This is a genomic window from Mangrovibacter sp. MFB070 (assembly GCF_000705335.1).
Lineage (GTDB): Bacteria > Pseudomonadota > Gammaproteobacteria > Enterobacterales > Enterobacteriaceae > Mangrovibacter > Mangrovibacter plantisponsor.
The window spans coordinates 19,372-31,990 of the sequence record NZ_JJMI01000034.1 but is presented as its reverse complement, the minus strand read 5'-3'; the positions used below and the strand labels follow the sequence as shown (position 1 = coordinate 31,990).

Sequence of the window (12,619 nt, the reverse complement as noted above, 5' to 3'; positions counted from 1 at the left end):
CAATGATTGAAGCCGACCGTCTGGTTTCGCCAGACAACCAGGGCCCGGAAGACAACATCGACAGGGCGATCCGCCCTAAAATGCTGCAGGAATATGTTGGTCAGCCTGAAGTCCGCAAGCAGATGGAGATTTTTATTGAAGCGGCGCGTTTGCGTGGCGATGCGCTCGACCATCTGCTGATTTTTGGCCCGCCGGGGCTTGGGAAAACCACGCTGGCAAATATCGTGGCGAACGAGATGGGCGTGAATTTACGTACCACGTCCGGGCCCGTGCTTGAAAAAGCTGGCGACCTAGCGGCGATGCTGACTAATCTCGAACCCAACGATGTGTTGTTTATCGATGAAATCCACCGCCTTTCTCCGGTGGTGGAAGAAGTACTGTACCCGGCAATGGAAGACTACCAGCTCGATATCATGATAGGTGAAGGGCCGGCTGCTCGTTCAATCAAGATTGATTTGCCACCCTTTACACTGGTGGGGGCAACCACGCGGGCCGGGTCGCTGACTTCGCCTTTACGTGACCGTTTCGGGATAGTGCAGCGCCTGGAATTTTATCAGGTAAATGACCTGCAACATATCGTCGCCCGTAGCGCCGGGTTTATGGGGCTGGATATGGCGGCAGATGCTGCACTGGAGCTGGCACGCAGGGCGCGAGGAACACCCCGTATCGCTAACCGGTTACTACGCCGGGTAAGAGATTACGCGGAGGTGCGCCATAACGGAGTGATCAGCGCTGATGTCGCGAGCCAGGCGCTGGATATGCTGAATGTCGATGTCCAGGGTTTTGACTATATGGACCGTAAATTGCTGCTGGCAATTATCGACAAATTTATGGGTGGCCCGGTTGGTCTGGATAACCTGGCCGCAGCGATTGGTGAAGAGCGCGAAACTATCGAAGACGTTCTTGAACCCTATCTGATTCAGCAAGGGTTTATTCAACGTACACCACGCGGGCGTATGGCGACAAACCGCGCCTGGCAGCACTTCGGGATTACTCCACCGGAAAACGGCTGATTATCAGTGGTGCGTATTCACAAACCAGCACCCACTGGCCAGTACAATAAAGCCCCTGCCGGGTAAAACCGTGCAGGGGCTTTATTATTCACTGGAACCGCAATTACACCGCAGTCTTTTTCATCATGCTGAGCATGAACAGGCAGGCAGCGCTTAACACTACTGAAGGCCCGGCCGGGGTGTCATAGAAAGCAGAAAAAGCCAGGCCGCCAGTCACCGCCAGAATGCCCACCAGTACGGCATAACCTGCCATTTGCTCCGGAGTGCGTGCAAAGCGGCGGCCAGTTGCAGCCGGAATAATCAGCAGTGATGTAATAATTAGTGCGCCGACGAACTTCATGGAAACACCTATCGTTAGCGCGGTAACCAGCATCAGCATCAGTTTTACCCGCTGGATACGCACACCATCGACAAATGCCAGTTCAGGGCTGATAGTCATAGCCAGCAAGCTGCGCCATTGCCAGCAAAGTAGTCCAATAACGACACACACGCCAAGTGCAATCGTCACTAAATCTGTTGGGGTGACTGCCAATAAATCACCAAACAGGTAGGCCATTAAATCGACCCGGACATTTGCCATCAGGCTGACCACAACCAGGCCTAACGACAGGGCACTGTGTGCAAGGATGCCGAGTAAAGTATCAACAGCAAGATGCTGGCGTTTCTCAAGCCAGACTAACCCTGCCGCAAGCACCAGTGTTACGGCGATAACTGCATAGAATGGGCTGACATTGAGCAATAAACCGAACGCCACGCCAAGCAAGGATGCGTGAGCCAGTGTGTCACCAAAATAAGACATCCGCCGCCAGACGACAAACGACCCCAGTGGCCCGGCAGCACAGGCCAGTAACACACCCGCAATCCAGCCGGGTAAAAGAATTTCTATCATGAAGCGCCATTCCCTTTGCGTAATACAATGCGGCCACGTAAATCATGGCGGTGATTATGGTGGTGGCGGTAGACTGCGAGTTGTTCCGCACCTGTGGCGCCAAACATCGCGATAAACTCTGGGTGCATAGACACGCTTTCTGGCGTGCCGGAGCAACAAATATGATGATTAAGGCACAGCACGTCATCGGTTTTCGCCATCACCAAATGCAGGTCATGAGAAACCATCAGCACTGCGCAATCCAGCTCTTTACGCAACTGGTCAATCAGGTTATAGAGTGCCAACTGTCCGTTCACATCCACACCCTGGGTGGGTTCATCCAGCACTAATAACTGCGGTGAATTCATCAAAGCCCTTGCCAGCAGAACCCGCTGGTTTTCCCCACCAGACAGTTTTTGCATAGGCGCTTCAAGCAGATGTGCAGCATTAACCCGTTTGAGGGCAGGGAGTAAATCTGCTTTTTTTACCCCCGGGCGTAAGCGCAAAAACCGGCTCACGGTAAGGGGCAGAGTGGCGTCCAGGTGGAGTTTTTGTGGGACATAGCCAATGCGCAACCCACGGTCACGGTTGATTTTTCCTTCATCTGGCGCTACCAGGCCCAGCACTACACGCACCAGAGTGGATTTACCGGCGCCATTGGGCCCCAACAGCGTAAGGATGCGCCCGGGCTTAAGGGAGAATGAAATATCTGATAAAACACGCCGTTGCCCGAATGACACCGACACGTTTTCCAGTGAGACAAGATTGTTCATGGATTTAAACGTTGCAGAAGTTAACGAATGTTATAATATCACAAACTTCGCTGAAATGATGATGGAATAACGCATTATGTTACATAAAAAGACATTTCTTTGCGCAAGCTTTACAGTAGCGCTTTGGGCTGGCACTACTGTAGTGGCTCAGGCCGATGTTGTCACCTCAATTAAACCACTGGGTTTTATCGCATCCGCCATTGCTGATGGGGTGACTAAGACAGAAGTATTACTCCCGGATGGCGCATCTGCACACGATTATGCATTGAAACCTGGCGATATAATAAAATTAAAAAACAGTGAGTTAGTAGTGTGGGTTGGCCCAGAAATGGAGGCCTTCATGCAAAAACCGGTGGCTCAACAGGCGGGTGATAAAAACATCGCTCTGTCCACCCTGGCAGCTGTGAAACCGTTACTCATGAAAGGTGATGACGACGACGATCATGACCATGAGCAGGGACATAGTGAAGAGGCTCATCATGACAAAAATGGTGATGATGATCACCATCATGGTGAGTACAACATGCATATCTGGCTTTCACCTGAAATATCAAGACTGGCAGCGGTTGCAATTCACGATAAATTAGTGGAACTTATGCCGAAAAATAAAGCCAAACTAGACGCAAACCTGCAGCAATTTGAGGCAGAATTAGCCCGCACGGACAAGCAGATTGCAGACGAGCTGTCACCGGTGAAAACGAAGGGGTATTTCGTTTTTCATGATGCGTATGGCTATTTTGAAAAACAGTACGGTCTGACATCTCTCGGGCACTTTACCGTAAACCCTGAAATTCAACCGGGTGCACAGCGTTTACATAACATCAGAACAGAGTTGGTTGAGCAAAAGGCGGTATGTGTCTTTGCTGAACCACAATTCAGACCAGCCGTTGTCGAGGCCGTTGCCCGTGGTACAGGGGTGCGCATTGGGACCCTGGACCCGTTAGGAAGTGGTATCGCGTTGGGTAAAGACAGCTACATGCAGTTTTTAACCCACTTGTCTCATCAGTACACGAGCTGTCTGAAAGGAGATTAACGAGGATTTTTGTACGTGCAACAGATAGCCCGCTCTGTCGCTATGGCTTTTAACAGCCTGCCCAGACCCCATCGCGTTTTGCTGGGGTCCCTGACAGTACTCACTTTATCGGTCGCCGTATGGCGGCCCTATGTTTACCATCCCGATGCCACACCCGTTGTGAAGGCATTGGATCTTCATGATAGCAAGCCCGCTCATACGCTGATGCCAGAGGCCAGTGAGCCCATTGACCAGACATCAGCAGATGATGTAGATGTTGCGTTACCACCTGATGATACAGCGACACAGGATGGCAGCGATGACACGGCATCAACCAATGGTGTCCAGGATTACGTGGTATCTACTGGTGATACACTGAGCAGTATTCTCAATCAATACGGTATTGATATGGGAGAAATCAGCCAGTTAACCAGCACCGATAAAGACCTGGAAAACCTCAAAATCGGCCAGCAACTCTCCTGGACGCTTACTCCTGACGGTAATTTGCAACAACTATCATGGGACATTTCCCGGCGTGAAACCCGCGTCTATGATCGCACTGATAACGGTTTCAAACGCGATGTTGAAGTACAGCAGGGCGAATGGGTTAATCGGGTTGTTAAGGGCAAGGTTTCCGGGAGTTTTGTTGCCAGTGCCAGAGCCGCAGGGCTTAGCAGCAATGAAGTGAACGACGTAGTGAAAGCACTCCAGTGGCAAATGGATTTCCGCAAACTGAAAGCAGGAGATGAGTTTTCTGCGTTAATTTCTCGCGAACAACTTGATGGCAAACGTGCCCAGAGCCATTTACTTGGTGTGCGTTTGAAAACCGGTGGTAAAGACTACTTCGCTATCCGGGCTGATGATGGCAAATTCTACGACCAGAACGGTAATGGCCTGGCCAAAGGGTTCCTGAGGTTCCCAACCAGCCGTCAGTTCCGCGTGTCATCGAACTTTAATCCTCGCCGTCTGAACCCGGTTACCGGGCGTATTGCCCCTCACCGTGGTGTTGATTTTGCCATGCCTCAGGGGACGCCTGTGTTGTCTGTAGGCGATGGCGAGGTGATTGTAGCCAAACATGATGGCGCTGCGGGTAATTATGTCGCTATTCGCCATGGGCGCACATATACAACACGTTACATGCACCTGAAGAAACTGCTGGTGAAACCGGGTGATAAAGTGAAACGTGGTGAACGTATTGCACTTTCCGGTAATACAGGGCGTTCAACCGGGCCTCATCTGCATTTTGAAGTGTGGATTAACCAGCAGGCGGTTAACCCGCTGACGGCTAAACTGCCACGGACTGAAGGGCTGGCCGGGGCAGATCGCAGAGCTTACCTGGCACAGGTTCGTGAAATCAGACCGCAATTAGTGCTTAATTAAATCGTTTACCCGCCTGCAAGCCGGTACTTAATCAAGTGCCGGCTTTTCTTTTATCTGGTAGATTTAGCCCGCTAAAATAAAAGTAATACTGAGGACTGGCTGATAACGGCATGGAAATGAGCAAAAAAGCGAATAGTGAATACATCCCTGAGTTTGAGCGCGCATTCCTGCACCCACGTTACTGGGGAGCATGGTTAGGTGTGGGCGCATTTGCCGCTCTGGCGCTGGTGCCGCCTAAATTACGTGATCCTTTACTGGGCTTTATCGGGATCAAAGCAGGCAGGTTAGCGGGTGGGGCACGCCGCCGGGCGCGTATTAATTTGTTCTATTGTTTTCCGGATATGCCGGAAGCAGAGCGTGAAGCTGTCATTGACCGGATGTTTGCCACCGCACCACAATCTATGGTTTTGATGGCTGAATTAGCACTACGTGGCCCTGAGCATGTGAAAAAACGTGTTCAGTGGCACCATGCGGAAATCATCGAAGAACTGCGTGCCAGGCAGGAAAATGTGATTTTCCTGGTGCCTCATGGCTGGGCTGTCGATATACCCGCTATGGTACTTGCGGCGCAGGGTAACAATATGGCTGCAATGTTTCATAACCAGGGTAACCCCGTATTTGATTATGCATGGAACACCGTAAGGCGGCGTTTTGGTGGCCGGTTGCATGCCCGTAATGATGGCATAAAGCCCTTTATCAGTTCTGTTCGGCAGGGCTACTGGGGCTATTACTTGCCCGATGAAGATCACGGCCCGGAACAAAGTGAATTTGTTGATTTCTTTGCTACCTACAAAGCAACCTTGCCTGCCATTGGGCGGTTGATGAAGGTTTGCCGTGCGCGCGTAGTTCCTATGTTCCCGGTATACAACGCACAAACCCATAAGCTGGATATTTACCTGCGCCCACCGATGGACGATTTGCGTGAGGCCGACGATGCCACGATTGCACGGCGCATGAACGACGAGGTGGAACAACTGGTTGGTCCAAATCCGGAACAGTACACCTGGATACTGAAGTTACTGAAAACTCGTAAACCCGGTGAAACAGAGCCCTACAGGCGTAAAGAATTGTTCCCGCGGGGCAAGTGATAACTGAGGTTTCTATTGCTGCGCACAGAACAGACTGGCTGCTTTTAGCCTGGCAGAAATAGTAAAGGGGCCACCAGGCCCCTTTATGCATCAGTTGAGAGTGAAAATATTACTCAACAGTAAGGATGCGCGTGGTATTTGTAGTGCCAACAGTACTCATAACATCACCCTGGGTAACGATAACCAGGTCACCTGACATCAGGTAGCCTTTATCGCGCAGCAGGTTAACGGCATCGTTGGCAGCAGAAACGCCATCGAGCTCGCTGTCGAAGTGCACTGGCGTCACCCCACGATAAAGCGCTGTGAGGTTCAGTGTGCGTTCATGACGTGACATCGCGAAAATCGGTAAACCGGAACTGATACGTGAGGTCATCAGCGCGGTACGGCCTGATTCTGTCATGGTAATAATCGCGGTTACACCTTTAAGGTGGTTTGCTGCATACATAGCAGACATGGCGATGGCTTCTTCAACATTTTCGAACTGAACATCAAGGCGATGTTTGGAAACGTTAATGCTGGGGATTTTTTCCGCGCCGACACACACACGTGCCATTGCTGCCACAGTTTCTGCCGGATACTGCCCGGCAGCAGTTTCTGCTGACAACATAACGGCATCAGTACCATCAAGCACTGCGTTAGCCACGTCCATAACTTCCGCACGTGTTGGCATCGGGTTAGTAATCATCGATTCCATCATCTGCGTGGCAGTAATCACTGCACGGTTGAGCTTACGGGCGCGACGAATCAGTGTTTTCTGAATACCGACCAGTTCAGGGTCGCCAATTTCAACACCCAGGTCACCACGTGCAACCATCACTACATCAGACGCCATAATAATGTCGTCCATTGCTTCTTCAGTTGCGACAGCTTCTGCACGTTCAACTTTGGCACAAATTTTTGCTTCACAGCCTGCGTCACGCGCCAGACGGCGGGCATAGTTCAGGTCTTCACCACAACGAGGGAAGGATACTGCGAGATAATCAACGCCAATTTTCGCGGCAGTAATGATGTCGGCTTTGTCTTTCTCAGTCAGCGCTTCAGCAGACAAACCCCCACCGAGTTTGTTAATCCCTTTATTGTTGGATAACGGGCCACCGACAGTTACTTCGGTAAACACTTTCATCCCCTGAACTTCCAGCACTTTTAGCTGCACACGGCCATCGTCAAGTAACAGGATATCACCGGGAACAACATCAGCAGGCAGGCCTTTATAATCAATGCCTACCTGTTCTTTGTCGCCTTCGCCTTTACCAAGGTTTGCATCCAGCAGGAATTTCTCGCCGATGTTCAGAAAGACTTTGCCTTCTTTGAAGGTGGACACACGAATTTTTGGCCCCTGGAGGTCGCCTAGAATAGCCACATGGCGCCCGAGTTTTGCCGCAATTTCGCGTACTTTATCTGCACGCATTTGGTGATCTTCGGGGGAGCCATGGGAGAAGTTCATGCGCACAACGTTAGCGCCTGCTGCGATAATTTTTTCAAGGTTATTATCGCGGTCAGTTGCCGGGCCTAACGTGGTGACAATTTTGGTTCTACGTAGCCGTCTGGACATTTATTACTCCGTTGACTGAAACAACTTGGTGTTGCGTGAATAAAACCCGGTATTTCTGCACGCCTGGTAACGCAAAGACAACATTAACCGAACGAACCGACTGATACAGCTTTAGTTATAAATTTCAATGCTGATCACCGGGTACCATCAAACCTTTATCAAACCGCGATTCTTTCAGGGCTTCTTTGACTCTCTTCAAGTTATCCCTGAATTTTGCACCACGGCGTAAAATGAAACCGGTTGCCAGAACATCAATCACAGTAAGTTGCGCAAGCCGTGAAACCATTGGCATATAAATATCGGTATCCTCAGGAACATCCAACAGAATTGCAAGTGTTGATTCCCAGGAAAGGGGAGAGCCGCTGGTTGTAATTGACAACACGATGGCATCGTTTTCACGAGCCAGTTGCGCAAGTTCGACCAGGTTTTTGGTGCGGCCAGTATGAGAAATCAGCACAACAACGTCATTTTCGCTACAATTCATGCAACTCATACGCTGAACAACAATATCGTCGGAATAGATGACCGGGACATTAAAACGGAAAAACTTGTTCATGGCATCGTGCGCAACAGCGGCCGATGAGCCCAACCCGAAAAAGGCAATACGTTTTGCCTGAGTAAGAAGGTCTACGGCACGGTTAACGGCCTGCATATCAAGTTGCTGGCGCACATGGTCAAGGCTTGCCATGGCAGATTCGAAAATTTTTGCGGTATACCCTTCAACCGTATCGTCTTCGTCGACATTACGGTTGACATAAGGCGTTCCACTGGCAAGGCTTTGAGCCAGGTGTAATTTGAAGTCAGGAAAACCGCGTGTTTCCAGGCGGCGGCAGAAGCGGTTCACGGTCGGTTCACTTACGCCCGCCTCGCTTGCAAGAGTGGCAATACTCGAGTGCATGGCGCCGGAAGGCGAAGCCAGGATCACTTCGGCAACTTTTCGCTCCGACTTGCTAAGATGTTCCAGTTGAGACTGAATTTTGTCCAGCATGTTCATAGATTACAGCACACTCATTGATAAGGACGATTTCGCCATCTGGTGATACCGTGTCAATTTTGTGATGAATATACGCTTTTGCGGCAGATATTGGATACAACCTGTGGCAGGATGTTGTTGTTTTTTTTCATAACATGATCAGAGTCTTGTTTTCATAACACCAAAATCTGCCTCACCATGCCTTGTTTGCCCTCAGAAACAAGCCAGACGAGGCGCAAAACTGACAATTCTTTAAAACTTAGTCAATAAAATGCCTTTTGGCATCTGTACAGTGTTGTTAAAGATGTAAACACAGTACATTAGTATGAAAGAAAATTACAGATAAGGGCCTGGCTGAGTATCAGGCCAGACATAACGAGGAGACAAAGATGGCGGTAACGCAAACAGCTCAGGCGTGTGACCTGGTTATTTTCGGCGCGAAAGGGGACCTGGCGCGCCGGAAACTGTTGCCTTCCCTGTATCAATTGGAGAAAGCAGGCCAGCTCCATGACGACACGCGCATCATTGGTGTCGGGCGTGCCGACTGGGACAAAGCTGAATACACCAAAGTTATTCGTGAAGCGCTTGAAACCTTCATGAAGGAGAAAATCAACGAAGCGTTGTGGGATAAACTCAGCGCGCGGCTGGAATTCTGTAACCTGGATGTCAATGATACCAAAGCATTTACCCGGTTGGGCAAAGTGCTGGATCAGAAAAACCGTACCACCATTAACTACTTCGCTATGCCACCCAGCACTTTTGGCGCTATTTGCAAAGGGTTGGGCGAGGCGAAACTGAATGCCAAACCTGCGCGTGTTGTAATGGAAAAACCGCTGGGTACGTCTTTGGAAACTTCTCAGGAGATTAACAACCAGGTTGGGAAATATTTTGAAGAGTGCCAGGTGTACCGTATTGACCACTATTTAGGGAAAGAAACGGTGCTGAACCTGCTGGCACTGCGTTTTGCCAACTCATTGTTTGTTAATAACTGGGACAACCGGACCATTGACCACGTTGAAATTACTGTAGCAGAAGAAGTGGGTATTGAAGGGCGCTGGGGCTATTTTGATAAAGCCGGTCAGATGCGCGATATGATTCAAAACCACCTGTTGCAAATTTTGTGCATGATTGCCATGTCGCCACCGTCTGACCTGACGGCAGACAGCATCCGTGATGCCAAAGTTCAGGTACTGAAATCGCTTCGCCGCATTGATCGTTCAAATGTGCGTGAAAAAACAGTGCGTGGTCAATATACCGCCGGTTTTGCACAAGGCAAAAAAGTGCCAGGTTACCTGGAAGAGGAAGGGGCAAACAAAAGCAGTGGTACTGAAACGTTTGTCGCTATCCGGGTTGATATCGATAACTGGCGCTGGGCAGGGGTTCCATTCTACCTGCGTACCGGTAAACGCTTGCCGGCTAAATGCTCTGAGGTAGTGGTTTACTTCAAGAATCCGGAACTGAACTTGTTCAAGGAATCCTGGCAGGAATTGCCCCAGAACAAGCTGACTATTCGCCTGCAACCGGATGAAGGCGTTGATATTCAGATTCTGAATAAAGTGCCAGGTCTTGATCATAAGCACAACCTGCAAACGACCAAACTGGATCTGAGCTACTCTGAAACCTTTAACCAAACCCACCTGGCAGACGCTTATGAGCGCCTGTTACTGGAAACAATGCGTGGCATTCAGGCCTTGTTTGTGCGCCGTGATGAAGTGGAAGAGGCCTGGAAATGGGTTGACTCCATCACCGAAGCCTGGGCCGCTGATAATGAAGCACCAAAACCTTATCAGGCCGGGACGTGGGGGCCTGTAGCCTCCGTCGCCATGATCACCCGTGATGGCCGTTCCTGGAACGAGTTCGAGTAAGTTCTGGCAGGGGATCAGTTAGCTGTAACTTTACCGGTAACATGATCTAACACAGAAAGCAGGTAATTTTTTTTAAATTAAAGCCCTGACTGGATTCACCAGCGGGGCTTTTTTATTTACACTAGCTGAAGCGATTTTGCCCCTGGAGTGCGGTATATCAGGAATAAGAGCCGTTTTAAGTCTCACTGATATGTCCGACAAAACTGCCGATGGCAGACAGAACTATGAGGACCTTTTATGAACTCTGTATTGTTACGCGTAACAAATCGAATTATTGAACGCTCTCGTGAAACCCGTGAAGCGTATCTGGCCCGAGTCGAACAAGCGAAAAGTAAAACAGTGCACCGTGCAGAACTGGCGTGTGGCAATCTGGCTCATGGGTTTGCTGCCTGCCAGGCAGAAGATAAAGCCTCGTTAAAAAATATGTTGCGTAACAACATTGGCATCATCACTGCCTATAACGACATGCTGTCTGCGCATCAACCTTACGAAACGTACCCACAAATTATTCGCGAGGCGCTGCATTCTGTGGGCGCAGTAGGCCAGGTCGCTGGTGGCGTTCCGGCTATGTGCGACGGTGTGACACAAGGCCAGGATGGAATGGAGCTCTCGCTGCTTAGCCGTGAAGTGATTGCTATGTCAGCAGCGGTTGGCCTGTCTCATAATATGTTTGATGGCGCGTTGTTCCTCGGGGTGTGCGACAAAATTGTTCCCGGGCTGGCGATGGCTGCGTTGTCATTCGGGCATCTGCCATCGGTGTTTGTGCCATCGGGCCCTATGGCGAGCGGGCTGGCTAATAAAGAAAAAGTGCGTATTCGCCAGTTGTATGCAGAAGGGAAAGTTGACCGTGCGGCGTTACTGGAATCTGAAGCGGCGTCTTACCATGCGCCGGGTACCTGCACATTTTATGGTACAGCCAACACCAACCAGATGGTGATTGAGTTTATGGGGATGCAGTTACCCGGGTCGTCATTTGTTCATCCGGATGCACCTTTGCGTAAAGAACTGACATGTGCCGCTGCACGCCAGGTAACACGGCTTACGGGTAACGGTAGCGAATGGATGCCACTTGGCAAAATGGTTGATGAGAAAGTGGTGGTCAATGGTATTGTCGCCCTGCTGGCCACCGGTGGTTCCACAAACCACACGATGCATCTGGTCGCAATGGCGCGTGCCGCTGGCATAATCATTAACTGGGATGACTTCTCTGAAATTTCTTCAGTTGTGCCGCTGCTGGCGCGTCTTTACCCCAATGGCCCGGCAGACATCAACCACTTCCAGGCTGCAGGTGGCGTACCTGTTCTGATGCGTGAACTGATTAAAGGCGGTTTGTTGCATGAGGATGTGAACACTGTTGCGGGCTTCGGTTTGCAACATTACACCATGGAACCCTGGCTGAATGAAGGCAAACTCGACTGGCGTGAAGGGGCAACTGAATCACTGGATAGCGATATTATTGCCTCTATTGACAAGCCATTCTCCCAACATGGTGGCACCAAAGTATTGAGCGGTAACCTCGGGCGCGCGGTGATGAAAACTTCTGCAGTGCCTGTGGAAAATCAGATCATTGAAGCTCCAGCCATTGTTTTTGAAAGTCAGCATGATGTTGTTCCGGCATTTGAAGCGGGTTTACTGGATAAAGATTGCGTTGTCGTTGTCCGTCATCAAGGTCCGAAAGCGAATGGGATGCCAGAATTACATAAACTCATGCCGCCACTTGGTGTATTATTGGACCGTCGTTTCAAAATTGCATTGGTAACGGATGGACGTTTGTCTGGTGCCTCAGGTAAAGTACCTTCTGCAATTCACGTGACACCGGAAGCTTATGATGGTGGGCTTTTGGCTAAAGTCCGTAATGGCGACATGATCCGTGTAAACGGGCAGACTGGCGAGCTAACCTTGCTGGTTGACGACGCGGAACTACAAGAACGTGAACCGTTCCACCCGGACCTCAGCGCTCAGCGCGTGGGGACTGGTCGTGAGTTATTTGGCGCATTGCGCGAAAACTTATCCGGGGCGGAACAGGGCGCAACCTGTATTTCATTCTAACACTCGGCGCATTTGCGCCGTAACGCTGACTAAACGTTGTCGGGAG

At 50.3% G+C, this 12,619-nt stretch carries 10 protein-coding genes; 6 read left to right on the top strand and 4 right to left on the bottom strand.

Annotated elements, in window-relative coordinates; all coding sequences use genetic code 11:
* The first annotated feature begins 2 nt into the window (after positions 1-2).
* The gene (gene ruvB / locus DT73_RS16455) at positions 3-1,013 is read left to right on the top strand and encodes a Holliday junction branch migration DNA helicase RuvB (RefSeq protein WP_036111741.1); all 1,011 of its coding nucleotides are present in this window, start codon (positions 3-5) and stop codon (positions 1,011-1,013) included.
* Positions 1,014-1,116: 103 nt separating this feature from the next.
* On the opposite strand, the gene znuB is transcribed toward ruvB, so the two are convergent.
* Together znuB and znuC are read right to left on the bottom strand one after the other, a co-directional pair.
* Positions 1,117-1,902: a zinc ABC transporter permease subunit ZnuB gene (gene znuB / locus DT73_RS16450; protein WP_036111739.1), complete on the bottom strand. Its 786-nt coding sequence runs from the start codon at positions 1,900-1,902 to the stop codon at positions 1,117-1,119.
* Entirely contained in the window at positions 1,899-2,654 is a 756-nt protein-coding gene (znuC, locus tag DT73_RS16445; protein ID WP_036111736.1) for a zinc ABC transporter ATP-binding protein ZnuC, read from the bottom strand. Before znuC ends, znuB begins: the two co-directional genes overlap by 4 nt.
* A 76-nt stretch (positions 2,655-2,730) precedes the next feature.
* On the opposite strand from znuC, the gene znuA reads away from it, so the two are divergent.
* The 3 genes from znuA (at position 2,731) to lpxM (ending at position 6,134) form a co-directional block, all read left to right on the top strand.
* Entirely contained in the window at positions 2,731-3,687 is a 957-nt protein-coding gene (gene znuA, locus DT73_RS16440) for a zinc ABC transporter substrate-binding protein ZnuA (RefSeq protein WP_036111734.1), read from the top strand.
* Between the two features lie 15 nt (positions 3,688-3,702).
* Positions 3,703-5,046, top strand: coding sequence for a murein DD-endopeptidase MepM (mepM, locus tag DT73_RS16435; RefSeq protein ID WP_036111732.1), 1,344 nt, complete (start codon positions 3,703-3,705; stop codon positions 5,044-5,046).
* 116 nt (positions 5,047-5,162) lie between these two features.
* Positions 5,163-6,134 carry a lauroyl-Kdo(2)-lipid IV(A) myristoyltransferase gene (gene lpxM, locus DT73_RS16430; protein ID WP_369792630.1) on the top strand — a complete coding sequence of 324 codons (972 nt, stop codon included), beginning with the start codon at positions 5,163-5,165 and terminating at the stop codon, positions 6,132-6,134.
* A gap of 109 nt (positions 6,135-6,243) precedes the next feature.
* Here the strand turns inward: lpxM and pyk are convergent, their stop codons facing one another.
* On the bottom strand, positions 6,244-7,686 hold the full coding sequence (pyk, locus tag DT73_RS16425; protein WP_036111729.1) for a pyruvate kinase: 1,443 nt from the start codon (positions 7,684-7,686) through the stop codon (positions 6,244-6,246).
* Positions 7,687-7,810: 124 nt separating this feature from the next.
* On the bottom strand, positions 7,811-8,680 hold the full coding sequence (locus DT73_RS16420; protein WP_036111727.1) for a MurR/RpiR family transcriptional regulator: 870 nt from the start codon (positions 8,678-8,680) through the stop codon (positions 7,811-7,813).
* 368 nt (positions 8,681-9,048) lie between these two features.
* Here DT73_RS16420 and zwf point away from each other — a divergent pair, with 368 nt between their 5' ends.
* Complete coding sequence (gene zwf / locus DT73_RS16415; protein ID WP_036111725.1) at positions 9,049-10,524, top strand: glucose-6-phosphate dehydrogenase; 1,476 nt, start codon at positions 9,049-9,051, stop codon at positions 10,522-10,524.
* A 237-nt stretch (positions 10,525-10,761) separates the two neighbouring features.
* Positions 10,762-12,573 (top strand): phosphogluconate dehydratase, encoded by a 1,812-nt coding sequence (edd, locus tag DT73_RS16410; RefSeq protein ID WP_036111722.1) that lies wholly within the window; start codon positions 10,762-10,764, stop codon positions 12,571-12,573.
* The last annotated feature ends 46 nt before the right edge of the window (positions 12,574-12,619 follow it).

Coding starts and splice junctions, on each gene's coding strand:
- ruvB (WP_036111741.1), top strand. CDS start 3: ATGATTGAAGCCGACCGTCTGGTTTCGCCAGACAACCAGGGCCCGGAA.
- znuB (WP_036111739.1), bottom strand. CDS start 1,902: ATGATAGAAATTCTTTTACCCGGCTGGATTGCGGGTGTGTTACTGGCC.
- znuC (WP_036111736.1), bottom strand. CDS start 2,654: ATGAACAATCTTGTCTCACTGGAAAACGTGTCGGTGTCATTCGGGCAA.
- znuA (WP_036111734.1), top strand. CDS start 2,731: ATGTTACATAAAAAGACATTTCTTTGCGCAAGCTTTACAGTAGCGCTT.
- lpxM (WP_369792630.1), top strand. CDS start 5,163: ATGAGCAAAAAAGCGAATAGTGAATACATCCCTGAGTTTGAGCGCGCA.
- pyk (WP_036111729.1), bottom strand. CDS start 7,686: ATGTCCAGACGGCTACGTAGAACCAAAATTGTCACCACGTTAGGCCCG.
- DT73_RS16420 (WP_036111727.1), bottom strand. CDS start 8,680: ATGAACATGCTGGACAAAATTCAGTCTCAACTGGAACATCTTAGCAAG.
- zwf (WP_036111725.1), top strand. CDS start 9,049: ATGGCGGTAACGCAAACAGCTCAGGCGTGTGACCTGGTTATTTTCGGC.
- edd (WP_036111722.1), top strand. CDS start 10,762: ATGAACTCTGTATTGTTACGCGTAACAAATCGAATTATTGAACGCTCT.